The sequence below is a fragment of the Bacillus altitudinis genome, from assembly GCF_001191605.1.
Classification (GTDB): Bacteria; Bacillota; Bacilli; order Bacillales; family Bacillaceae; genus Bacillus; species Bacillus altitudinis.
In genome coordinates, this window is sequence record NZ_CP009108.1 from 593,625 (window position 1) to 618,181 (window position 24,557).

Annotated in this window: 23 protein-coding genes; 6 read left to right on the forward strand and 17 right to left on the reverse strand. The window is 42.9% G+C overall.

Going from position 1 to position 24,557, the window contains the following annotated elements:
- Positions 1 to 175: 175 nt before the first annotated feature.
- The 3 genes from fsa to ID12_RS02975 form a co-directional block, all read right to left on the reverse strand.
- Positions 176 to 814 (reverse strand): fructose-6-phosphate aldolase, encoded by a 639-nt coding sequence (gene fsa, locus ID12_RS02965; RefSeq protein WP_003215343.1) that lies wholly within the window; start codon positions 812 to 814, stop codon positions 176 to 178.
- A 111-nt stretch (positions 815 to 925) separates the two neighbouring features.
- Positions 926 to 1,783 carry a class II fructose-bisphosphate aldolase gene (locus tag ID12_RS02970; RefSeq protein WP_007497678.1) on the reverse strand — a complete coding sequence of 286 codons (858 nt, stop codon included), beginning with the start codon at positions 1,781 to 1,783 and terminating at the stop codon, positions 926 to 928.
- A gap of 178 nt (positions 1,784 to 1,961) precedes the next feature.
- Positions 1,962 to 2,336 carry a response regulator gene (locus ID12_RS02975; RefSeq protein ID WP_003214681.1) on the reverse strand — a complete coding sequence of 125 codons (375 nt, stop codon included), beginning with the start codon at positions 2,334 to 2,336 and terminating at the stop codon, positions 1,962 to 1,964.
- A gap of 180 nt (positions 2,337 to 2,516) precedes the next feature.
- Between ID12_RS02975 and ID12_RS02980 the strand changes: the two genes are divergently transcribed.
- A complete protein-coding gene (locus ID12_RS02980) occupies positions 2,517 to 3,047 on the forward strand; it encodes a DUF2529 domain-containing protein (RefSeq protein WP_008343445.1) in 531 nt (176 codons plus the stop codon).
- Between the two features lie 40 nt (positions 3,048 to 3,087).
- On the opposite strand, the gene pyrG is transcribed toward ID12_RS02980, so the two are convergent.
- Positions 3,088 to 4,695, reverse strand: coding sequence for a glutamine hydrolyzing CTP synthase (gene pyrG / locus ID12_RS02985; protein WP_017360053.1), 1,608 nt, complete (start codon positions 4,693 to 4,695; stop codon positions 3,088 to 3,090).
- 238 nt (positions 4,696 to 4,933) lie between these two features.
- Entirely contained in the window at positions 4,934 to 5,470 is a 537-nt protein-coding gene (gene rpoE / locus ID12_RS02990; protein ID WP_017368217.1) for a DNA-directed RNA polymerase subunit delta, read from the reverse strand.
- A gap of 377 nt (positions 5,471 to 5,847) precedes the next feature.
- Here rpoE and ID12_RS02995 point away from each other — a divergent pair, with 377 nt between their 5' ends.
- Complete coding sequence (locus ID12_RS02995; RefSeq protein WP_224559426.1) at positions 5,848 to 6,321, forward strand: DUF2798 domain-containing protein; 474 nt, start codon at positions 5,848 to 5,850, stop codon at positions 6,319 to 6,321.
- Positions 6,322 to 6,334: 13 nt separating this feature from the next.
- Here the strand turns inward: ID12_RS02995 and ID12_RS03000 are convergent, their stop codons facing one another.
- The 6 genes from ID12_RS03000 to ID12_RS03025 form a co-directional block, all read right to left on the reverse strand.
- On the reverse strand, positions 6,335 to 6,532 hold the full coding sequence (locus tag ID12_RS03000; protein WP_050826685.1) for a hypothetical protein: 198 nt from the start codon (positions 6,530 to 6,532) through the stop codon (positions 6,335 to 6,337).
- Between the two features lie 131 nt (positions 6,533 to 6,663).
- Positions 6,664 to 7,806 carry an acyl-CoA dehydrogenase gene (locus tag ID12_RS03005; protein WP_050826686.1) on the reverse strand — a complete coding sequence of 381 codons (1,143 nt, stop codon included), beginning with the start codon at positions 7,804 to 7,806 and terminating at the stop codon, positions 6,664 to 6,666.
- A 16-nt stretch (positions 7,807 to 7,822) separates the two neighbouring features.
- Positions 7,823 to 8,935 (reverse strand): acyl-CoA dehydrogenase family protein, encoded by a 1,113-nt coding sequence (locus tag ID12_RS03010; RefSeq protein ID WP_048002972.1) that lies wholly within the window; start codon positions 8,933 to 8,935, stop codon positions 7,823 to 7,825.
- An 11-nt stretch (positions 8,936 to 8,946) separates the two neighbouring features.
- A complete protein-coding gene (locus tag ID12_RS03015) occupies positions 8,947 to 9,810 on the reverse strand; it encodes a 3-hydroxybutyryl-CoA dehydrogenase (RefSeq protein ID WP_007497692.1) in 864 nt (287 codons plus the stop codon).
- Positions 9,811 to 9,829: 19 nt separating this feature from the next.
- Positions 9,830 to 11,005 carry an acetyl-CoA C-acetyltransferase gene (locus ID12_RS03020; RefSeq protein WP_050826687.1) on the reverse strand — a complete coding sequence of 392 codons (1,176 nt, stop codon included), beginning with the start codon at positions 11,003 to 11,005 and terminating at the stop codon, positions 9,830 to 9,832.
- A 103-nt stretch (positions 11,006 to 11,108) separates the two neighbouring features.
- A complete protein-coding gene (locus ID12_RS03025) occupies positions 11,109 to 13,220 on the reverse strand; it encodes a (Fe-S)-binding protein (protein WP_050826688.1) in 2,112 nt (703 codons plus the stop codon).
- 143 nt (positions 13,221 to 13,363) lie between these two features.
- Between ID12_RS03025 and cls (ID12_RS03030) the strand changes: the two genes are divergently transcribed.
- The 3 genes from cls (ID12_RS03030) (at position 13,364) to ID12_RS03040 (ending at position 15,863) form a co-directional block, all read left to right on the forward strand.
- The gene (gene cls, locus ID12_RS03030; protein WP_050826689.1) at positions 13,364 to 14,560 is read left to right on the forward strand and encodes a cardiolipin synthase; all 1,197 of its coding nucleotides are present in this window, start codon (positions 13,364 to 13,366) and stop codon (positions 14,558 to 14,560) included.
- A gap of 12 nt (positions 14,561 to 14,572) precedes the next feature.
- A complete protein-coding gene (gene uvsE / locus ID12_RS03035) occupies positions 14,573 to 15,535 on the forward strand; it encodes a UV DNA damage repair endonuclease UvsE (protein ID WP_050826690.1) in 963 nt (320 codons plus the stop codon).
- Positions 15,536 to 15,608: 73 nt separating this feature from the next.
- Positions 15,609 to 15,863, forward strand: a complete 255-nt coding sequence (locus tag ID12_RS03040) for a hypothetical protein (protein ID WP_017360064.1) — start codon at positions 15,609 to 15,611, stop codon at positions 15,861 to 15,863.
- A 30-nt stretch (positions 15,864 to 15,893) separates the two neighbouring features.
- Here the strand turns inward: ID12_RS03040 and ID12_RS03045 are convergent, their stop codons facing one another.
- From ID12_RS03045 to cls (ID12_RS03060), 4 genes are all read right to left on the reverse strand, one after another.
- Positions 15,894 to 16,892, reverse strand: a complete 999-nt coding sequence (locus ID12_RS03045) for a S66 family peptidase (RefSeq protein ID WP_050826691.1) — start codon at positions 16,890 to 16,892, stop codon at positions 15,894 to 15,896.
- Positions 16,893 to 16,947: 55 nt separating this feature from the next.
- Positions 16,948 to 17,208 (reverse strand): hypothetical protein, encoded by a 261-nt coding sequence (locus ID12_RS03050; protein ID WP_050826692.1) that lies wholly within the window; start codon positions 17,206 to 17,208, stop codon positions 16,948 to 16,950.
- Between the two features lie 125 nt (positions 17,209 to 17,333).
- On the reverse strand, positions 17,334 to 19,049 hold the full coding sequence (locus ID12_RS03055) for an ABC transporter ATP-binding protein (RefSeq protein WP_050826693.1): 1,716 nt from the start codon (positions 19,047 to 19,049) through the stop codon (positions 17,334 to 17,336).
- 105 nt (positions 19,050 to 19,154) lie between these two features.
- Positions 19,155 to 20,657, reverse strand: a complete 1,503-nt coding sequence (cls, locus tag ID12_RS03060) for a cardiolipin synthase (protein ID WP_046526736.1) — start codon at positions 20,655 to 20,657, stop codon at positions 19,155 to 19,157.
- Positions 20,658 to 20,808: 151 nt separating this feature from the next.
- Between cls (ID12_RS03060) and ID12_RS03065 the strand changes: the two genes are divergently transcribed.
- On the forward strand, positions 20,809 to 21,777 hold the full coding sequence (locus tag ID12_RS03065; protein WP_050826694.1) for a S66 family peptidase: 969 nt from the start codon (positions 20,809 to 20,811) through the stop codon (positions 21,775 to 21,777).
- 636 nt (positions 21,778 to 22,413) lie between these two features.
- On the opposite strand, the gene argS is transcribed toward ID12_RS03065, so the two are convergent.
- Both argS and ID12_RS03080 read right to left on the reverse strand, forming a co-directional pair.
- Positions 22,414 to 24,087, reverse strand: a complete 1,674-nt coding sequence (argS, locus tag ID12_RS03075) for an arginine--tRNA ligase (RefSeq protein WP_007497706.1) — start codon at positions 24,085 to 24,087, stop codon at positions 22,414 to 22,416.
- On the reverse strand, positions 24,084 to 24,506 hold the full coding sequence (locus ID12_RS03080; protein WP_007497707.1) for a YwiB family protein: 423 nt from the start codon (positions 24,504 to 24,506) through the stop codon (positions 24,084 to 24,086). Before ID12_RS03080 ends, argS begins: the two co-directional genes overlap by 4 nt.
- Positions 24,507 to 24,557 lie beyond the last annotated feature (51 nt).

Consider the following 24,557-nt stretch of genomic DNA (forward strand, 5'->3'; position numbering starts at 1 on the left):
TTGTCCAAAATTTAGCCAATATCAAGAGAAAGAATACAGGTTAAACGAAATTTGTCGGAAGAAAAATAATCGAAGCTTTGCGAGGCTGTGATGTTCTCTTCTTTGCACAAAACATTTCTTAGCGTATTTAAGGAAAACTGCGGCAAACGGATGGGTATCCGTCTGCCACAATCACTTATTTATTCCAGTCTGCTAAAAATTGCTCAATGCCTGCATCCGTTAATGGGTGTTTTGTCAGCTGCTTGATGACTTTCAGCGGCATTGTGCCGATATGAGCACCTCTAAGCGCAGCTTCTGTCACATGCTGCGGGTGACGAATGGATGCAGCAATGATTTGTGTATCTAATCCATGAACATCAAAAATGGTTTTCACTTCACTAATGAGATCAAGACCATTTTGGCCAATGTCATCTAAGCGGCCGAGGAATGGAGAGACATACGTCGCACCAGCTCTAGCTGCAAGAAGTGCCTGGTTTGCACTAAAAATCAACGTGACGTTTGTTTTAATCCCAAGGTCTGTTAACGCTTTGACCGCTTTAAGACCGTCTGTTGTCATTGGGATTTTAACTGTAATATTTGGTGCAATAGCAGCAAGCTCTTTTCCTTCTTCGATCATTTCTTCTGCTTTGAGGGAAATGACTTCCGCACTAACTGAACCTGATACCACGTCAGTGATTTCACGAAGGCGGTCGTGGAACGATACGTCCTTTTCTTTCGCTACTAAACTAGGGTTTGTTGTCACGCCTGCTAAAATGCCAAGCTCGTGTGCCTCTTTGATGTCTGCGATATTCGCTGTGTCTACGAAAAATAACATAACTGTGCCACTCTCCTATCAATAAATTGTCTGAAATGTAAATTTGATTGCGCTTTCTCAAGATATGGAGAAAACCGCCTGTGACTCAGGCGGCTTTCGGTTCTCATCAAATTATGCTTGGTTAGAAGAACCAAATTCACGCATTTTGCCGATAACAGTCGCTTTAATTGCGTCACGAGCTGGTCCAAGATATTTACGTGGATCATACTCTTCTGTTTTTGCAGCAAGTGTTTCGCGAACTGCTTTCGCAGAAGCAATTTGGTTTTCAGTGTTTACATTGATTTTTGCTGTACCAAGTGAAATCGCACGCTTGATGTCAGCAGTCGGGATACCTGTTCCGCCGTGAAGAACAAGTGGAAGTCCAGTTGTTTTACCGATTTCTTCCATTTCAGCGAAACCAAGGTTTGGTTCACCTTTGTATGGACCATGAACTGAACCTAGTGCAGGCGCAAGGCAGTCAATACCAGTACGTTCTACAAGCTCTTGGCACTCTTTTGGATCAGCATAAATAACGCCCTCAGCGATGACGTCGTCTTCTTGTCCACCAACAGTTCCAAGCTCAGCTTCTACAGATACACCGTGGAAATGTGCAAGCTCAACCACTTTTGCAGTTGTCGCTACGTTCTCATCAAATGGATGGTGAGAAGCATCAATCATCACAGAAGTAAATCCTGCATGAATCGCTTTTGCACAAGATTCAAAGCTTGAACCGTGATCTAAATGAATCGCAACAGGAACTGTTACATTATATTCTTCGATTAACGCTTTTACCATTGCGACAACTGTTTTGAAGCCGCCCATGTAGCGTCCTGCTCCTTCAGATACTCCTAAAATCACTGGAGATTTCTCTTCTTCAGCAGCTTGTAAAATCGCTTGCGTGAATTCTAAGTTATTTAAGTTAAACTGTCCAACAGCGTAACCTTTTTCCTTTGCGTCTTTCAACATTTCTGTCATTGAAACTAAAGGCATGATGAAAAATCCTCCCTATGTAGCTAATTTGCTTACTAAAAAAAGCTCTCCACCCTAGCATGACCAGAATTTCTCGCCATATGTAAACTTTCAAAGTCAGATCGCTTTCTTCTTCTTATCTAGAATACCAATTATTCGACAAATCGGCAACAGAATGACTTGATTCAATCATTTCCATCTAGCCATTTGTTTCGAGTGGCAAGTATTCTTTGACTGCATCACGGATTTCATCAATATCAAATGGTTTAGCAAAATGCGTTAATGCACCGAGCTCTTTAGACTCTTGAATCATATCTAGTTCGCCATAAGCTGTCATAATGATCACGCGGATGTCTTCATCAATTAATTTCATGCGTTTTAAAATCTCAATGCCATCCATTCCGGGAATCTTCATATCAAGCAGGACGAGGTTTGGTCTATGGTTTTTCACAATATCTAATGCCTGTAGTCCATTAGCGGCTTGAAAGGTTTGATAGCCTTCTTTATGAAACACTTCATTCAGCAATATTCTAATACCGTACTGATCATCGACAATTAAAATTTTCTCATTCATCTGTTACACCCCATTGCTTTCATTTTTCGCCATAAAAAGAGCTGTTGTTAAATAATTCTGTTTGATTTTCACATTTCCTTTAATTATAATAGTTTACTTTACGACATTTTCTGAGCATTTTTCCTAATATTCTCTTTATATTCTATTATAAAATGATCTGACAGAAGGAGGAAATGAGTCTTGTTAAAAATTTTCACTACCCAATTATCAGGTATTTTTTCACGTATTGGAGATAAGCAGGCCGAAGCGATCGAAGACGGTGCACGCCTTCTTGCTCAGGCCGTTGTCAGTGGACATGCCGTGTATTTTCATGGCAAGAATGAACTAGCGGCTGTAGCCTTAGAGGCATCCGAGAGCAAGGAGCCGTTTCCGGGTGCGAAGGTTCTGCCGCTGGATCAAAAGGAGCGCAGCTTACTTCATCCAAGTGACAGGGTGCTTTTATTTTATTCAGATCCAGAAGATCAAGAGATTCAATCCCTTGTCAAAGAGCTGCACGAACAAGGCACACCTATTGTCGGTGTCGGTCCTGCACAAAAGGAGACATCATTCATTGAAGAGCATTGTGATGTCCACATTGATTTTCAGCTCAAAAAACCACTTGTGCCTGCTGAAGATGGAACAAGGTTCGGCTATCCTGCACTGATGACCTGCTTATATGTCTACCATGCTCTATCGTTTACTGTGAAAGAAATCGTTGAGGAATATGAATAAAAAAACTGCCGAGAAGATGATATTCTCGGCAGTTTTTGTTTTATTTTGATTCAGATGCCTGTAGTGAAGCACCAACGAAATCTCTAAATAACGGCTGTGGTCTTGTTGGTCTTGAAATAAATTCTGGGTGGAACTGAGAAGCAAGGAACCATGGGTGATCCTTCAGTTCAATGATTTCAACAAGGCGTCCGTCTGGGCTTGTACCAGAGAAGACAAAACCTGCTGCTTCCATTTGCTGTCTGAATTCGTTATTAAACTCATAGCGATGACGGTGGCGTTCGTACACGACTTCGTCATTGTATGCAGCAAATGCTTTTGAGTCTTCGTTTAATTTACAAGGATATAGGCCGAGGCGAAGTGTTCCACCTAAGTCATCAACATCCTTCTGTTCTGGAAGAAGGTCGATGATTGGGAATGCTGTTTCTGGATCAATTTCAGCGGAATGTGCTCCCTCTAAACCTAGTACGTTTCTCGCATATTCGATAGATGCGACTTGCATACCTAAGCAGATTCCGAAGAATGGCACTTTGTTTTCGCGCGCATATTGTGTTGCAATGATTTTCCCTTCTACTCCACGGTCTCCGAAGCCTCCAGGAACAATAATGCCGTCTACATCTTGAGCGAAATCAGCCATATTTTCTGCTGTGACTTCTTCTGCGTTGATCCATTTGATTTGAACATCCGCATCAAATGCATAGCCCGCATGACGAAGGGATTCAACGACAGAAATGTATGCATCTTGCAGCTCAACATATTTCCCTACTAGACCAATCGTAACTTGTTTTGAAAGGTTTTGTACTTTATCAACAAGCGCCGTCCACTCCGTCATGTCCGCATCTTGACAGTCAAGCTTCATGTGCTCACATACAAGCTTGTCTAATCCTTGTTTTTGTAAATCAAGCGGAATCGAATAAAGGGTATCTGCATCCTGACATTCGATGACTGCTTTCGTATCAATATCACAGAATAGCGCAATTTTGTCCTTCATGTCTTGTGCCAATGGCATTTCAGTTCTGACCACAATGACGTTTGGCTGAATACCAAGACTGCGAAGTTCTTTTACACTATGCTGTGTTGGTTTTGTTTTCAGTTCGCCTGCAGCACGGATGTAAGGAACAAGGGTACAATGAATGTACATCACGTTTTCACGGCCGATGTCACTCTTCATTTGACGAATCGCTTCAAGGAATGGAAGGGATTCGATGTCTCCTACTGTTCCACCGATTTCTGTAATGACCACATCTGCACCCGTTTCTTTTCCGGCACGGTACACACGGTCTTTGATTTCATTTGTAATGTGGGGAATAACCTGTACTGTTCCACCTAAGTAGTCGCCGCGGCGCTCTTTCTTCAAAACAGTAGAGTAGATTTTACCTGTTGTAACGTTGCTGTACTTATTTAAGTTAATGTCAATGAAACGCTCGTAGTGACCTAAGTCAAGGTCTGTTTCAGCACCGTCGTCTGTAACAAATACCTCACCGTGCTGGTATGGACTCATTGTCCCTGGGTCTACGTTGATATATGGATCAAATTTTTGAATGGTGACATCCATCCCTCTATTTTTCAGAAGGCGGCCTAACGATGCAGCCGTGATCCCTTTTCCAAGTGAGGAAACAACTCCTCCTGTTACAAAAATATACTTTGTCATTTCGTATGCTCCTCTCTTTTTTACCCTTGCATGACTAGACATGCACAGCTTCATCCTTTTAGAGTGTATCCCTAAATCTCTTGAAAAATAAGAAAGCTCCCTTTCAAATAAATGAAAGGGAGCGTAAATGAACGTATCTTTACGTACTCTTTTTTAGAGAGCCCAAAATACATACTACATAGTTCGCTCTGGAAAGTCAAGACGGTTTTGTCCTGTTTTCAGGACCGGTTTGTGAGGGTTATTTGTCTTCCTCATCATCGTCTAAATCGTCTTCATCAATTTCCGTTAAGCCGTCATCATCTTCATCATCATCTTCGTCGAAGTCTTCTATCTCTTCATCGATTTCTTCATCATCTAGGTCAAGGTCCTCGTCGTCTTCAACAAGATCAAGATCTTCTTCAAGCTCGTCGATTTCTTCTTCCTCTTCAATATCATCGAAGTCTTCTTCAACGACAGCAGCTTTTGTTTTTTTCTTTTTCGCTTTTGTTTTCACAGCTGGCTGAACTTCTTCTTCGATTTGATCAACTGGATACCAGCTGCGAAGTCCCCATCTCTGATCACCTAACGAAATAAAGCGGCCATCTATATTTAAGTCTGTATAAAATTGAGCAAGTCGATCATCAAGATCAGATTTTTGTATCCCTTGCAAACGGACAATTTCATCTATTAACTCGGAAAACGTAATCGGTGTTTTGCTGTCTCTGAAAATTTCATAAGCAAGTTCAACTAAAGACATTTGTTTGAGCTGTTCCTGTGAGTATTCTTTCAAACTCAAGGTCAGACACTCCCTTTCTATTACATGTATGTATCCATTTATCAGTGAAATAATAAGTATTTATACCTTATTCTTACGACAAACCATACCTCTCATTATAAACAAATTAGGGGAGTTTATGCCACCTTTATTGATGTTAATTTTTGATTTTTTCACAAGAGAAGCCTCTAGCGGTCAATCATTTGTGCCGAATTGGCATAATTCATGTGTGAAGTACACATTTTGCATGCTTTTTTGTCTTCTCTTTTGATGAATACAAAGCCATTTACTCTTCTTAAAAAAGGGGATTTATTCCTTCACAAAATGTTCACTTACGACGAATTGAAACAGAAATCTATAATAAATAGACTAATTTTGAGAGGTTGATCAAATTGCCAATGACAAAAAAAGAAGATATACAATTTGGTGTCTTGATGTGTTTTTGTATGTTTTCAGTGATGTTCTTTTATAACCTATTTTTAAATGGACGGCTTGGACATATGACATGGTTAGAAGGTGTACTCACCTATGTGATCGGTTTTGCCATCACGTTGTTGATTGAGATGTGTATTGTTGGGCCTTCAGCAAAAAAAGCAGCCAACCGTTTTGCCCCAAAAGGCAAGAAAATCTATTTTATTCTTACTCTTTCTATCTTTATCGTGTTTGGGATGGTGTGTCTCATGTCTTTATGCGGATATGTTGTTCAAAGCATCGGCACAGGATTTCAAACACAATCGATTCTATCTGATTACTTAACGATTTTCGGCCATAATGTCATGTTGGCGTTCCCTTTGCAGATGTTGATTATGGGACCACTCGTCCGTTTTGTTTTCTTCAAATGGATGAAATTAAAACAGACAGCAGCGGTTTAGTCGAAGGGATATGTTACAGCTGGATATTCTGAATGAGTGAAAAAACCAAAGGTACGGTGAATAAAGTGCCCGCAGACATGAGTACAATGAGTTTTCTGCGGCTGTTTTCTTTTTCTTCCTTCCTTTTTGGAGACTTTGAAAGCTCTGTGGAGACCATAATCCATATGATCATCGTGACGATTCCTAAAATGCCAATAAATGTTGTGTTCATCATGATAACCTCCATTTTGGTTCTTTTCCCAATTTTACCATAGTGATCAGGTGATATGAGATCATATTGGAGAGATTTCACATTTCACACAAAAACAGACCACCTCATATCAGGTGGTCTTTACTTGGTTTCTACATATCTAGCAGTTTCCGTGAGATGACCAGCCGCTGAATTTCTTGTGTACCTTCATAGATTTGAGTGATTTTCGCATCACGCATGTATCGTTCGACTGGGTAATCCTTTGTATAGCCGTATCCGCCGAAGATTTGTACAGCTTCTGTCGTCACCTTCATGGCTGTATCACCGGCAAAAAGCTTGGACATAGCTGATTCTTTCCCATACGGAAGCCCTTTCGTTTCAAGCCATGCTGCCTGATAGGTGAGCAGTCTTGAGGCCTCAATTGCCGTTGCCATATCCGCTAACTTAAAAGCAATGCCTTGCTGCTGAATGATTGGTTTACCAAATTGTTTGCGCTCCTTTGCGTAATTGACTGCTGCATCCAGAGCACCTTGAGCAATGCCAACAGCTTGTGCGGCAATACCGTTTCTGCCGCCGTCAAGTGTCATCATCGCTATCTTAAAACCTTCGCCTTCTTGACCAAGCCGGTTCCTTTCGGGTATACGACAGTCTTCAAAGATGATTTCTGTCGTTGGCGATGAGCGTATGCCCAGTTTGCTTTCTTTTTTGCCGATTGAGAAGCCTTGCGTCTCTTTTTCTACAATAAAAGCGGTTGTATTGCGCGATGAAGCATCCCGGTCAGTAACAGCAAACACAATATAATAATCCGCAATGCCTCCATTGGTAATAAAAATCTTTGCCCCGTTCAAGACGTATTCATTCCCTGCTTTTACTGCTGTTGTTTTCATTCCGCCGGCATCTGAACCCGAGCCGCTCTCGGTCAGTGCGTATGCGCCGATCTTCTGTCCTTCTGCAAGCGGCTTTAAATACGTCTCCTTTTGCTCATCTGTTCCGAATGTATAGATTGGCCATGAGGCGAGTGATGTGTGAGCAGATAGGGTGACGCCTGTTGAGGCGCACACTCGTGAGAGCTCTTCAACCGCTATGACATAGGCCAAATAATCACTACCAATCCCCCCATTTTCTTCTGGCCAAGGGATTCCCGTTAAACCAAGCTCCGCCATTTGACGAAAAATAGCGGGATCATACGATTCTGTTTCATCTCGCTCTGCTGCTGTTGGCTCCACTTCATTTTTCGCAAAATCTCTCACCATTTTTTGTATCATTTCGTGTTCGTCACTTAATTGGAACTGCATCATGAGCCACCTCACTTCATATTAGCTGTTTACAAATAACCAGCCTTTGTATTTCACTTGTTCCTTCATAAATCTCACAAATTTTCGCATCACGAAAGTACTGCTCTGCTCGGTATTGCTTCGTGTAACCGGCTAGACCAAGCAAATGGATGACTTCAGTACTAATATCAACCGCTGTTTTAGATGCAAATAACTTCGCCATCGACGCTTCCTTCGTGACAGGGCGATTGGCCTCTTTATAAGAAGCCGCTTGATAGACAAGAAGTTTTGCCGCTTCCAGCTTGGTGCCCAGATCGCCCAACCGAATGGTCGTTTCAAGGCCAGCTGGATGCTGCTTTAAATACGTGACCGCCTCAGCTAATGCGGCTTCTGCAATACCAAGGCTTTGAGCCGCAATGCCAATTCTCCCCGCATTTAAGCTAGACATGGCAATCCGAAAGCCTTCTCCTTCTGCACCGAGCAGCTGTTTTTTTGGAATTCGAACACCGTCAAAATGAAGTGTGACTGTTTTTGATCCATGCAGGCCCATTTTCTTCTCATCTTTTCCGATCGTAAATCCTGGTGTCCCCTTCTCCACAATGAACGCTGATATATTTTTCTTAGCAGAAGCAGGGTCTGTCACGGCAAATACAAGATAGACTTCCGCTTCACCGCCGCTTGTGATAAAAATTTTCGTTCCATTTAACACATAGTGATCGTCTGCCCGCTCTGCTTTCAACTGAATACTAGAGGCATCTGATCCTGCCTTCGGTTCAGTTAGACAAAAGGCGCCCAGCTTCTGCCCGGACGCAAGCTTGGGAACGTAGGATTCTTTTTGTTCAGTCGTTCCAAACGCCAAAATCGGCATCGTCACAACGGATGTATGAACGGATACAATGACACCGATGGTTGCACTTACTTTGGAAAATTCATGAATCGCCATGATATAGGTTGTGAAATCTGCCCCTAATCCGTGATACTTATCTGGGATCGGAATGCCTAAAAAGCCTTGCCGACCCATTTCAGCTAAAAGCGTTTTCGGGAACACGCCCTGTTCCATCGCTTCTATTTCAGGGAATACATGCTGGCGTGCAAATTCTGCTACTCGTTTTCTCCAAAGACGTTGTTTTTCTGTCAGCAACACATCCATCTTGACTCCCCCTATGAGTGGTCGTGATAAGTGTAAAAACCTCTCTTTGTCTTTTTTCCCAGCCAGCCTGCGTTCACGTATTTTTTCAAAAGAGGACAAGGTCGATATTTGCTATCTCCAAGACCCTCGTGAAGGGTATTCATAATAAATAAACAAGTATCGAGCCCGATGAGGTCGGCGAGACGAAGCGGGCCCATTGGATGGTTCATTCCAAGCGTCATGATGCCGTCAATACTTTCTACATCTGCCACGCCTTCATAAAGGGTGTAAATGGCTTCATTGATCATCGGCATCAAAATACGGTTTGACACAAACCCAGGGAAGTCTTCCACTTCAATTGGCGTTTTGTCTAATGTCTTTGCGGTGTCAAAAACAAATTGGTACGTGGCATCATCCGTTTGTAGCGCACGGATTACTTCCACAAGTTTCATCACGGGAACTGGATTCATAAAATGCATGCCAATCACTTTCTCAGGCCGTTTCGTCACGGCTGCTAATTCTGTGATCGACAAGGAAGACGTATTTGTCGCAAATATCGTGTCATCAGGTGCAAATTGATCGAGGGTTTCAAAGATTTGTTTTTTGATCTTCATTTGTTCAGATGCGGCTTCAATCACTAAATGCGTCTGCTGTACATCCTTTAAATCTGTTGAAACAGCCAGTCGCTGTGTAATATCACGGACTGCCTGATGTGCCAGCTTTCCTTTTTCTGCTCGTTTCGTCAGTTGTTTGGTCATAGAGGAAATGGCTCGATGAATCTGCTCCTCTTCCGTATCATGGAGCAGGACGGTATAACCTGACTGTGCAAATACTTGGGCAATACCCGAGCCCATTTGCCCAGCCCCAACGACCATGACGGTCTCTTCTATACTCATGACAATGAACGCCTCCCTTTTAATCCACCTTGATCATGATCGCATCACCTTGACCCCCGCCGCTGCAAATCGCCGCAATGCCGATCCCGCCGCCTCTTTGTCTGAGTGCATGGATCAAGGTCAATATAATACGTGTTCCGCTTGCTCCAATCGGGTGACCAATCGCGACTGCCCCTCCGTTCACATTCATTTTCCGCCGATCCAGTCCAAGAATTTTTTCGCATGCCAATGCAACCGCTGAAAAAGCCTCATTGATTTCAAACAAATCGATATCCTCTACTCGCTTCCCTGTTTTCTTTAACACTTTTTCGATGGCATAGGCTGGTGTTTTCGGAAAGTCCTTTGCCTCTACTGCTACTTGCGCATGCCCAAGCACAACTGCCATAGATTTTTCACCTTGCTGCATGGCGTATGTGTCTTTCATTAATAGAAGCGCACTTGCACCATCATTGACACCCGGTGCATTGCCAGCGGTGATCGTACCTGCCTGATCGAAAACAGGCATCAGTTTTGACAAACGTTCATATGACGTATCACGCCGCGGGGCTTCATCTTCTGAAATCAGCTGATCTCCTTTTTTATTCTTGACAGTAACGGGGATGATCTCCTTTTTAAAAAAGCCATTTTTTTGCGCCTCAACGGCTCGTTCATGACTTCTTAACGCCCAAAGGTCTTGTTCTTCTCGTGTAATGCCAAGCTCTTTCGCCGCCATGCTTCCATACTCACCCATATGAACACCTGTAAACGAACAGGTTAATCCATCTAAAATCATGGCATCTTGTACTGCACCATCTCCCATTTTGTAACCCCATCGTGCTTTTTTCAGAAGATAAGGAGCATGAGACATGGATTCCATGCCGCCTGCCACGATCACATTGGCATCTCCCGCTCGAATGATTTGATCGGCTGTCGTGACACTGCGCATTCCTGAAGCACAGACTTTGTTGATGGTTTGCGTCGGAACCGACCAAGGGAGACCTGCCTGTCTAGCTGCCTGTCTTGAAGGAATTTGACCTTGTCCTCCTTGAAGGACACTGCCCATGATGACTTCATCCACTTCATGAACATTTGAGGCTCTTTCCAGCGCAGCTTTTATCGTCATCCCGCCTAATTCTGCAGCAGTCAAACGACTGAAAGTTCCACCTATTTTTCCAAATGGTGTTCTCGCTCCAGATACAATGACCGTCGTGCTCATTTCTTTCCCCTCCTATTTGTTACCGCTTACATAAATGCTAGACAGTTCATAAAATATCGGTGTCCACTGGCCGATGAACAGTCGATCCATCGGCCTGACACCTTTATGAAGCCTGCGTTCTCGTTTCGCCAAACACTGATTTTTCAAGAAGTTCTGCGACATCAAATGTGCCGACCTGCTCTTCTACTTCCTTCGCTTTCGTCCCATCCCCAAGCATGGTTAAACAATATGGGCATCCTGAGCTGATGATGGATGGCTGTACCTGTAAGGCCTGCTCCGTCCTCGCTGTGTTAATTCGAGTACCTGTCTCTTCTTCCATCCACATTAAGCCGCCGCCGGCACCACAGCACATCCCGGATTCACGATTCCGTTCCATTTCTTTCAGTGTCACACCCGGAATGGATTTTAAAATATCTCTTGGCGGATCATAGACCTCGTTATATCTGCCTAGGTAGCAAGAATCGTGGAAAGTAATGACCTCGTTCACTTCATGAATAGGCGTTAATTTTCCCTCTTTTACTAGCTCTGCCAGTAATTCTGTATGATGATACACCTCTGCCTCAAGTCCAAAGTCTGGGTATTCATTTTTAAATAAATTGTAAGCATGCGGATCGATCGTGACGATTTTGGTTACGTCATTTTTTTGAAATTCTTCGATGTTCTTTGCAGCAAGTTCTTGGAACAAAAATTCATTCCCAAGTCTTCTCGGTGTATCGCCTGAGTTTTTCTCTTTATTACCTAGGATGGCAAAAGAAACCCCTGCTTCATTGAGCAGTTTTGCGAAGGCAAGAGCAATCTTTTGGCTTCTATTGTCATATGCACCCATCGATCCAACCCAGAATAAATAGTCAAAGGTCTGATCTGCTTTTTTCAGCTCTTTCACTGTCGGGACATGCACATCTTCTCTTAGTTCACGCCAGTTTTCTCTTTCTTTTCGGTTCAATCCCCATGGATTCCCTTGGCGCTCGATGCTTGTCATCGCACGCTGTGCATCTGCGTCCATTTTTCCTTCAGTCAGCACTAAGTATCTGCGCATATCAATGATTTTGTCGACGTGTTCGTTCATGACAGGACACTGATCTTCACAGTTTCGGCATGTCGTGCATGCCCAGATTTCTTCTTCTGTAATGACCTCTCCAATGAGAGAAGGATGATACATTGCGCTCGCCGCAGATTCTTCCGCTCCAGCTCCTCTTGCCTGCATCGCCAGCTGATTTCCTGTCGTCTGTTTGAAAGCAAGCTGCGGAACCCACGGTGTCTTTGAAGTAATGGCAGCCCCTTTATTTGTTAAATGATCTCTTAATCGTAAAATCAAATCCATTGGAGACAGCATTTTCCCCGTCCCTGTCGCCGGGCACATATTCGTACAGCGCCCGCACTCCACACAAGCGTAAAGATCAATCAGCTGAGATTGACGGAAATCTTCAATTTTCCCAACGCCGAACGTTTCTTGTGTCTCATCTTCAAAATCAATTTTTTGCAGTTTGCCTGGCGGGTCCAATCTGCTGACAAATACGTTGACCGGGCCAGCGATGAGATGGGCGTGCTTAGACTGCGGGACGTACACTAAGAACGTCAGTAAAATAAGAAGATGCACCCACCATGCGACATAGAACACAATTGTTGCCACAAGTGGTGACAGCCAGCCCAGCAAGAAAGCAACGCCGGAAGCAATTGGCTCAGTTGCTGATAGTGAGTGCCCATGCCAAATGATGTTCATTCCGTTTCCCAGTAATACGGTCAGCATCAATCCGCCAATAAACAAAAGGACAAGCCCTGATTTAAAGCCCCTTTTTAAACGGACTAACTTCTCGACATATCTTCTATGGAACGCCCAAACCACCGCCACTAAAATGAGAAGTGTGACTACCTCTTGGAAGAACGTAAAGACACCGTAAAGCGGACCTAATGGTAGCCCGCTGTCTGGAACAAGTCCCTTCATAATAAAATCAAGGGCTCCGAACTGCACTAAAATAAATCCATAGAAAAACAGCACATGAATGATGCCGCTCTTCTTGTCCTTCAGCAGTTTCTTTTGCCCAAACACATTCACCCAAACACGTTCTAAGCGTTTTTTCATGTCTTTTTGAAATTCTTCTTTTTTGCCAAGACGAATATACGCCGCTCGTGTTCGAATGAGATAAATAAACAAATACACAGCGTAAGCGGTCACTGCCGCAAATGCAATCAAGTTAACAATTAAAAGGCTATTCATCTTGCTCCCCCTTTCATTCCCCAAGACCCACTTTGTTCCGTTTCCATGTTGTACCTCTATCATAAATAATGAATGAGTATTCAGTCAATATTTTTTGCCCATTTGGGTACACTATCGTCATATATAAAAAAGGAGGAACCTTCATGATCGCATGGATCATTCTACTCGTCGTCTTCGTCATTGTTCTACTCGTCAGGCTAGATCTTTATATAGGGAGAAAATATTTTTCTACCCATGCTTTTGAACGGTCTTTTGACCAAACAAGCGGCGATGCAGCCTTTTATCATGATGGCGAACCACTGTTTGATCAGCTTCTTACGGATATACAGCAAGCCTCTTCTTCTATTCATATGATGTTCTTTATTGTAAAGAACGACAAGATTGGGCAAAGGATTCTGCAAGCACTTAAAGCGAAAGCAGAGCAAGGTGTTTCGGTTTTTTTGCTCACTGATCGGTTAGGCTCCTATTCATTTGATCAAACATCCATTCAGATGCTAGAAAAAAGCGGCATTCAATTTTACTTTTTAAATAAACCACGTTTTCCTTTTTTCATTTATCGTTTGAACATGAGAAATCACCGGAAGATCACGGTCATCGATGGGAAGATCGGCTACATTGGCGGGTTTAATATCGGCGATGAATATGTAGGGAAAAACGGCAGGTTTGGCATTTGGAAAGACTATCACCTGCGCATGACAGGACAGGTTGTCGCAGACCTCCAGCATGTGTTTCTGAATGATTTGTACCGCTCATCTGGTATTCAACAGCTGCAATACGAGGTTTTTCCTACACTGGAACCGGGAACATTACAGTGCACTACACGTGCGACGGCAGGTTTTTCTTTAGAGGCCTTATTTCTTCACGATATTCAAAAGGCGAAAAAGCAAATCACCATCTGCACGCCCTATTTTATTCCATCTGCTCCTCTTCTAAGCGCCCTTCTTGACGCACGGAAGCGAGGCGTGACTGTCGACATCATCATCCCAATGAAGGCAGATCACCCGCTTGTGAAAGAAGCTGGATTTCATTATTTGAAAGATCTAATTGCTGCTGGATGTCTTGTGTATCGTTTTTATAAAGGGTTTTATCATGCGAAAGCCATTCTCATCGATCATAGCCGTTGTATGATCAGTACAGCGAACTTTGATAAACGAAGTTTGTTTTTCAACGAAGAAGTGGATGTGGCCATTGATGATCCCGCCTTCACCGCACATGTAGAGGAAAAGATTCGTGAACACATGGAAGTGTCAGAACTGATGACTGAAGAAAAATACAAACAACGCCCACTTCTCACGCGTCCAATTGAGTGGATAGGCGCCCTGTTCTCGTATTTTTTATAAAGGAGTTGACCTATGCGTTATCGATTTGGTTATGTATCCAACGCCGTCACTTTATGGGAAGCTTCACCTGCCAAGTCGCTGACCTTTGCAAGATACAGTAAGCTCTCAAAGGAAGAGAGGACAGAGGCTCTATTGCGAACGACGAAAGCCAACCTCGTCAATACATTAAGAACACTTTATTTTGCGATTGCCCATGATATTCCGCTTTACCGTTTTTCAAGCTCGATTGTCCCGCTCGCCACCCATCCTGAGGTGCGGTGGGACTTTGTGACACCCTTTCGCAAAGAATTTCTAGAGATTGGTCAACTCGTAAAGCGGCACGGATTACGAGTGAGCTTTCACCCCAATCAATTTACTTTGTTCACAAGTCCAAAGCCATCTATTACAGAAAACGCAGTCATTGATATGACCTATCATTATGAAATGCTTGAGGCCATGGAGCTTGAAAAGGAAGGCTATATGAACATTCATGTCGGAGGTGCATATGGCGACAAGGCATCTGCTTTACAGCGTTTTGATGAAAATATAAAGCAGCTTCCTGCACATATCAAGGCGAGAATGACGCTTGAAAATGATGACAAAACCTATACGTCATTAGAAACGCTTGATGTTTGTGAAAAGCATAGCATCCCGTTTGTATTTGATTACCACCATCACATGGCAAACAAAGATGATGATGCGGCGCTTGATGACATTCTGCCAAGAGTGTTTGACACGTGGGCAAACACTGGCATACCGCCTAAAATCCACTTATCCTCACCTAAATCAGAAAAGGCGATACGAAGCCATGCGGATGGAGTGGAGATGTCGTTTGTTTTGCCACTTTTTCAAGCTTTAAAGCCGTATGGTCGTGATGTGGATTTTATGATTGAGGCAAAGAAAAAGGATCAGGCTTTGCTCCGTCTTGTTGAGGAGCTGTCAGCGATCAGAGGCAATCGGCGGACGGGCGGAGGCACCATTGAGTGGAAATCGTAGAGAAAGGTTTACCTCTATCACAACGGGGGTAACAAAGCTATTGTGAGAAAGTATTTAACAGGAGGATATGAAGATGTCACAAATCTATTCAATCCGAATTGCTGCGAAAGCATTGAATTTACATAAGCTTATTTCTCTATACGAAAAGTGCCAGCACGCTCAGCATCGTTTATATGTATATTCTAAAAAAACAATGTGCAACATTAAGAACATCGTAGAGCTAGAAACCTTTAGGCTCACTCATTTAGAATCAGACTATTTAATCGTGGTAGAAGGAAAAGAGGCACAAGACCTTCTACAGCCATTTGAAAAAGAACATGCTTCGTAAAGAAGAGCAGTATTAGAGCTGCTCTTTTTTCTATATCCACGCTTCTGTCAGCCAAACCTCGCGTGACGTTGCATTCATTTTTACTTGTGTACCGATTGGCATCGTGAGCATCGGATGCGTATGGGCACTGTCAAATTCTGCGATGAGCGGCCTCTTTGTATCTCCCAGTACTTCAAGTAAGAGATCGTGCGGCCTTTTGCCCGTTCCTTCATCATCAAACAGCTCATGTTTCCCTAAGAGGATACCAGATACCCGTTCAAACACACCATTTATCTTTAACAGAGAGAAGTTCTTTTCGACGATGGAGGCTGTTTTCATACAATCTTCAATGAGAAGGATATCGCCTTTTTGGATTTGAGGCATGAATTCACTTCCCCATATGCCATACATGGCATTTAGGTTCCCGCCGATCAGTCTGCCTTCTGCCTGCCCTTCAATGACGCACATCCACTCGTTTGGACGTTTTTCTTTTTCTCGTATTTTCTCTTCCCAGTTGATCCGTTCTTCCGTCCAGAAGGGCGGTTTTTTCACCTGATATGGGATGGGCTGCGGATGAATGAGAATGTCCTCGAAAGATTGATATGTATGATTGACAAATGGTTCAAACTCTCCAAAAGACGGCACAAGTGCAGGCCCGTAAAAAACAGGAAGACCCGTTTTTTCATAAGCCGCTAAAAGAATTGCCGTCGCATCTGAATAACCAATCATGATTTTCGGATGCTTCATCAGCAGCTCAAAGTCGAGATAAGGAAGCAAACTATTCGAGTTCGTCCCCCCAATCATCGACATGATACAGGACAAATCTTCTCTCGCCATCAGCTCATTCAGCTCAGCTGCTCGTTCTTGAATCGTTCCTGAACGATAGTGATCCTCTTTCCCTGTTAATGATCCTGGTACCACAATGAATCCTTTTTGTTCAAGCCATTCCTTCGCCCGCTCATACCTAAGAGGCGAGGTAGCAGATGCTGGACTTGAGGGAGAATAAATACCTATTTTATCGCCCTTCTGTAAATGCCGAAGCCCCTTCATTCCATCAGATCCTTCCTACACGAGTTTTTACTATCCTAGCAAAAAAAGCCCTTTTTCAAAAGGGCACAGATTTAATATAAGAGCTTAAACACAGCCCAAACAATATGACAGCAAAACTGATGGCCAGCATCGCAAATATCTTTTTTCTGCTCAGAGAACTGTCTATGACGTTTACTCCCGTGTTGATGCCAAACAAAATCATTCCCACATAAAAAAAGACTGGATTGAGTCCAGCGGGAATGATTAAGATAAATAAGCCAACGAGCGTCACATAGTGAATGCTTTTGATCATGACTGTTTTTGCCGTTTCACTCAAGCCATCCTCTCCTTTTGAATCCAATTGCCTTATAGTATATCAACATTCCATTTAAATGGAAAAGAAGATTTTATCCTATCAAAAAGAGCCCAGCTTAATAGCTGGACTCATTCAATCACTTCTCTTCAATGACCAAACTGCGCTTCATGCAGTCTGCTATAGACACCGCCCATTTGGATTAAGTCTTGATGGCGGCCTTGTTCTTCAATGCCTTCCTCTGTCACGACGATGATTCGGTCTGCATGTTTAATTGTCGCAAGGCGGTGAGCAATGACGAGTGTCGTCCGACCGACTGCCAGTTCGCTTAGTGCGTCTTGGATCGCTTTTTCTGTTTCTGTATCAAGTGCTGACGTCGCTTCATCCAAAATAAGAATAGACGGGTTTTTCAAAAACATCCGTGCAATTGACAGGCGTTGCTTTTGACCGCCGGATAGCTTAACGCCGCGTTCACCAATGACCGTATTCAACCCTTCTGGGAACCGCTGAACGAGCTCCTCTAAATGGGCACGTCGCACCGCCTCCCAAATGTCTGCATCACTCGCTTCTAGGTTGCCGTACGCAATATTCTCACGAATGGTGCCTGAGAATAAAAAGACATCCTGCTGCACAATGCCAATCTGCTGTCTTAAAGAGGACAAGGTCATCGATTTCGTGCTCACACCATCAATGGTGATGTCTCCTTCGTCCACATCATAAAAACGAGGCAGCAGACTACAAATGGTCGATTTCCCCGCTCCTGATGGCCCGACAAATGCAACAGTTTCCCCTTGTTTGATCTTCAAGTTGATATCCTTCAATACATGATTGTGCTCATCATAGCCAAATGTCACGTTTCGATACTCAATTTCACCTTTCAAGCCGTAAATATCACGTGCACCTTCTGTATCCTTCACATCTGGCTCTGTTTCAAGCAAATCGACATAGCTTTTAAAACCGGCAATGCCTTTTGGATACATTTCAATCACCGTGTTGATCTTATCAATTGGTCTGAATAACACATTTGTGATCAAGACAAAGGCGATAAATCCGCCTGCCGTTAATTGACCTTGAAGAACAAACCATGTACCTGCCAGAAGGACAAACAGCGTCACAAGCCTTGTGAGAATATAGCTGATTGATCCGTTAACCGACATAATTTTATAGGAAAGAAGTTTCGCTTTTCGAAAGCGGTTGTTGTTTTCAGCAAAGCGCTTTTTCTCGAAATGTTCATTTGCAAAGGCTTGAACAAGACGAATACCACCAATATTATTTTCAACCCTTGCATGAAAGTCTCCAATGTCATTGTTGAGTTGTGTAATCGCCTGTGTCATTTTTTTATTAAAATGAAGGGCTAACCAGATGATGACTGGCATAATCAAGAACGTTAAAATGGCAAGCTGCCAGTTAATCATGAGCATGACGGCAAAGGCGCCAAGAATGGTCATAATCGCAATAAACAAATCCTCAGGTCCATGATGCGCTACCTCACCAATGTACATGAGGTCATTTGTCATCCGTGACATGAGTTTGCCCGTTTTGTTGTTATCGAAAAATTTGAAGGACAGACGCTGAAAATGATCAAATAGTTTTTTTCTCATATCTGTCTCAATATTAATGCCAAGCATGTGCCCCCAATACGACACGATAAATTGCATCACTGAGCTGAGTGCGTAAATGACAAACAGCGCAAGTGCGGTCCAGGCAATGACCGTCCAGTTCCCTGTCGGCAGTAATGTATCAATGAAGTAGTTCACGATCAGCGGGAAACCTAGTTCCATGAGTCCGACGGCCACAGCGCAAAAGAAATCTAAAAAGAACAGACCACGATAGGGCCTGTAATAGGCAAAAAAGCGTTTTAGCATATGTAAAAGAACCTCACTTCCTCTATAATTGATAATCATTTTCAATTATAGAGGAATCATTATAGAAATACTAGATCAGGAAATGATTTCTTCCCCTGGATTCCCTCACAATACACCTGAAAACAACCGAGCAAACGATTCCTTTAAACGTTCCTTTAAGCCCCTTTTATAAAAATGAACCGGCCCCATTTGCTCACATTCCTTCATATCTTCCTCATAATGAGCCATCAATTGCTCGATCGGTTTCTTTGCCGCTGTAAAGACATTGACCTCAAAATTGAGTTGGAAGCTTCTCATATCAACATTGGCCGTTCCGACAGAGGCAAGCTCTCCGTCTGCAATCATGACCTTTTGATGCATGAATCCTTTTTGATAGTGATACACCTTGATGCCTTCTTTCAAAAGCTCAGAAAAATAAGATCGTGTGGCGTATTGCGTGAGAAAGCCATCGTTTATCTCAGGCACCATCACACGCACATCCACCCCTCTTGTGGCCGCAATTTTTAACGCTGTGCGAATGGATTCATTTGGGACAAAATAAGGCGTCGCAATCCAGACAAATTGCTGTGCATTCGAAATGAGTGCGTCATATAAATCACTCATACTTTCCTTCATATCAGGTCCAGTCGGCACGACCTGTATGACATCTTCTCCTGTCACAGGATGCGGGGTGTGATACTTCGGATCATCAATTAACACTTCATCTGATACATACTCCCAGTCCAGCATAAATATGGAGTGAAGTGTCTGAACGGCTTCACCCTTTAACATCGTATGCGTATCACGCCAAAAGCCGATGTTTTCATCGCGTCCTACATATTCCTTCCCCACATTGAGCCCACCAACAAATCCTGTTTCTCCATCAATAATCACGATTTTTCGGTGATTTCGGAAATTGAATTTTTGATTAAAGAATCCGTATTTTAATGGCAGAAAAGGAGCGACCTTTATCCCCGCCTGCTTCAATCGTTTAATATCTTTTCGTGAGAAGCGAATGCTGCCAGCCGCATCATAGATGAATCGGACCTCTACTCCTTCTTTCGCTTTTTCAATTAGGATCTCCATCATCCGGTGACCGAGAAAATCAGATTTGAACATGTAATATTCTATATGGATGAACGTTTTTGCCTTTTTTAATTCTTCAAAAATACGTGGAAAGGTTTCCTCTCCATTCTTTAAAATCTCCATATCACTATTTGTATTTACATGCATCCCTGTCGCTTTTTCTGTGTAATGAAAAAAAGCACGCTGATTATCGGTTAAACGCGTCTCATCCGGCTTACTCTCAAGCTCTGATATTCTGCGTAATTTTTCTCGGTTATACATTCTCTTTGATTTAAACAAATGTCCTTTGACATAAAGCTGCCCCGAGAACAAATAAAACATATAGCCGATGATCGGGAAAAAGATCAGTACATACATCCATAACAGCGTGTGCTGTGATGTCCGGTTCTCTAGCATAAGCGAGATAATACTAAATAAAATGATGGCGATATAACTAGCTGCGTAAAGCTGAAAACCCCACGCTGGAACCGGCCACCAAAACACCACATATGCCCCAAATATCATGAAATATAAAAATAGAAATTCCAGTCTCCTCTTTTTCACATTCTCCGCCCTCATTCTGTCTTTTTCTTTTCCATACCCTTTGCACAGCTCGTCTGAAACGCACGGTTTGCTGCTTTCTTTTAGCTTTTACAGACTGGAGCGTTTTGATCCGATATAATGGAAAATATGTGAAGGAAGGGACGAATGACTGATGCGTACACCATCTGCTTTAAAAAAGGGAAGCCACATTCGGGTAATTGCTCCAAGCCGAAGTGCCAGCATTTTATCAGAAGAAGGAATGGCTCAGGCAAAAAAACGTTTAGAGGCATTAGGGTTCACTGTTTCTTTTGGACAACACGTGTTTGAATGTGATCTGCATTCCTCTTCTTCTATTGAACACCGTTTATCTGATCTACATGAGGCTTTCTCAAATGATGAAGTCGACGGCATTTTGACAGCAATCGGCGGCTTTAACTGCAATGAGCTTTTGCCTTATATAGATTATGATTTGATTCGTCAGCACCCAAAGGTTCTTTGCGGCTACAGTGATATTACCGCACTTGCAAACGCCATTACCGCCAAATGTGACATGGTGACGTACTCAGGTCCTCATTTCTCCAGTTTCCAAATGGAACAAGGACAAGAGGAGCAGACAGCCATGTTTCAAGCGTGCGTGATGAGCAGCGAGCCATTTGATTTCACCCCTTCTACAAAGTGGAGTGATGATGCGTGGTATCTTGATCAAGCAAATAGGCAGTTTCATCCGACAACATGGGGGATTTATCAAGAAGGAACAGCTGAAGGCACCTTATATGGCGGAAACCTTTGTACACTGAACTTATTGCAAGGGACACCCTTTATGCCTCGCATCAAGGATGCCATCTTATTTGTGGAGGATGATGACTTGGTCTTTCCTGAAACATTCGCCAGAGACCTTGCCTCGCTTTTGCAGCATGCCGAATCCATTAAAGGGTTAATCATCGGACGTTTTCAAAAGAAATCCAAGATGACAGAGGAACATTTGAGGTTCATTCTAGATAAGCACCCAATGCTTCAACACATTCCAGTGATTTACGATGTCGATATCGGACATACACAGCCAGTCTTCACCTTGCCGATTGGCGGGAGTGCCGAATTATCCTGCGACGGCGGGCAAATCCAATGGCGTGTTCATGCATAAATAAAACCTAAAAAGCACCCACATATGAGGGTGCTTTTTCTATGCCTTTATTTCTTTTTAAAATTTTTTTAGAAAAAGTGATCCAATCCTTCATCCCCTTCGTTAAGTAGATGTAAAAAGAAAAGAGAGGAGGCAAAAACATGTTCTCTGATGTACTTAGCCAATTATTCGATTCTATCTCTAACATTATCAATACACTTGGATAATCCCATTAACGCACACATACTACATGCTTGCCGAAGGGAGGATACAAACTATGTTCTCTGATGTACTTAGCCAATTATTTGATTCTATCTCTAACATTATCAATACACTTGGATAATCCCATTAACGCACACATACTACATGCTTGCCGAAGGGAGGATACAAACTATGTTCTCTGATGTACTTAGCCAATTATTCGATTCTATTTCTAACATCATTAACACACTTGGGTAATTCCTATGACACGCACATACTACATGCTTTCTGAAAGGAGGATACGCTCATGTTCTCTGATGTACTTAGTCAATTATTCGATTCTATTTCTAACATTATTAATACGCTTGGTTAATGTTCAAAACCCGCTATCTCTCGAGAATAGCGGGTTTTTATATAAAGAAGCCCCGCTCATAAAATAGAGCGGGGCTTTGTGCATTACATTTTTTCCGGTGCAGATACGCCAATGAGTTTTAATGCGTTGGCTAGTGTAATTTGTGTCGCCTTCATTAGTGATAGACGTGCTGTTGTTTTTGTTTCATTTTCAACATCAATGACCTTCTCGGCGTTGTAGAAGCTGTGAAGGGCTGATGCTAGATCATAGATATAGTTTGTGACGCGGTGCGGAATACGTTTTTCTGCTGCTTCTGCTACAACCTCTGGGAAGCTGCCGATGATTTTCAGAAGATCGTATTCTTTATCGGATTGAATGTGAGAGAAATCTGCTTTTTCAAGGTTTGGCTCGTAGCCTTTTTCTTCCCCTTGACGGAGCATGCTGCAAATTCTCGCATGTGCATATTGCGCGTAGTACACAGGGTTTTCGTTAGACGTAGAAATCGCTAAGTCTAAGTCAAAGTCCATATGTGTCGCCGCACTTCTCATCGCAAAGAAATAACGAGTGGCGTCTAAGCCCACTTCTTCAATCAAGTCACGCATTGTGACGGCTTTACCTGTACGTTTACTCATCTTCATCTTTTCACCGTTTTTGTAAAGGTGAACAAGCTGAATGATTTCGACTTCCAGTTTGTCCTCTGGATATCCGAGTGCTTGGATCGCCGCTTTCATTCGAGGAATGTACCCGTGATGATCCGCTCCCCAAATGTTGATGAGCTGGTCAAAACCTCTGTCCAATTTGTCCTTGTGATATGCGATATCTGGAAGCAAGTACGTGAAGCTGCCGTCTTTTTTAATCAGGACACGGTCCTTGTCATCACCAAAATCAGTTGAACGTAACCATGTTGCGCCATCTTCTTCAAAGACATAGCCTTTAGCGCGAAGTGTTTCTAGCGCTGGTTCGATTTTTCCGTTTTCATATAAAGACGTTTCAGAATACCACACATCAAATGGGACACGGAAATTCTCTAGGTCGACACGTAGTTTTTCTAGTTCATATTTTAAACCGTACTCACGGAAGAATTTCATACGCTCTTCTTCTGGTTCATGCACGAAACGGTCACCAAATTCATCCGCAAGTTTCTGTCCGATGCCTTTGATGTCTTCTCCTCTGTACCCGTCCTCTGGCATTTCTTTTTCAAGACCGAGCGCCTCAAAGTAACGTACTTCTACAGATAGAGCAAGGTTATTGATCTGATTGCCTGCATCGTTGATATAGTATTCACGGCTCACGTCGAAGCCTGCTTTATCAAGGATGTTGCAAAGAGAATCTCCTACAGCTGCGCCGCGGGCATGTCCAAGGTGAAGGTCACCTGTTGGGTTGGCTGAGACGAATTCGACTTGCACTTTTTGACCGCCGCCTGTATTCGTTTCGCCATAAGCCTCTTTTGCCTCAAGAACTGCCGGAATCAGTTTCGTTAAATACTGATTGTTCATATAAAAATTGATGAATCCTGGACCTGCAATATCCAGTTTTTCAATTGACGCTTTGCCTTTGTCAAATGCATTCACAATGTCCTCGGCGATTTGACGAGGTGCTTTTTTCGCAATGCGTGCAAGCTGCATCGCCATATTGGTGGAATAATCACCGTGAGTTTTGTCTTTTGGCACTTCCAAAAGAACATCCGGCACCTGGCTTTCATCAGCAAGTCCTGCTTTGACGACTGCCGCAATGATTTCTTCTTTTAACGCATCTTTGACCTGTTCTGCGATATTCATGAACGTAAATCCTCCTTATATGAAATCGATAATGTATGTAAATGCTTTTGATCTTCACCTGTCAGCATATCGTACGTAATGTGCAGAAGCCCATTGTCTACATCAAGATCAATGCCATGTGTGTGCACATCGAGCTGAAGTGTGCCAAATGGCATCGTGTAATGTGTCACGGTCGTTTCTCCAATGAGAAAGCGCTGCTTCATTTGAATTGCACCTGATCTCATGACAAAAATTTCTTTTTCACTTATTTTGACAACAGTTTTTACTTGACCCATTTCATGTTCTTCATGGTAAGTGAGATACGTTTTGTCATTCTTCTCTTGATACGTTCCAGTTGTTCGGAATTCGATCGTTTCAGCCGGTTCCGTCTCTGGTTTCATCACTGACTTTACATGAATTGAAATTTGGTTTTGTGTCATTTTGCACTTCCTTTGCTAAGACCCGTTTAACTAAAATAGTATACCATAATC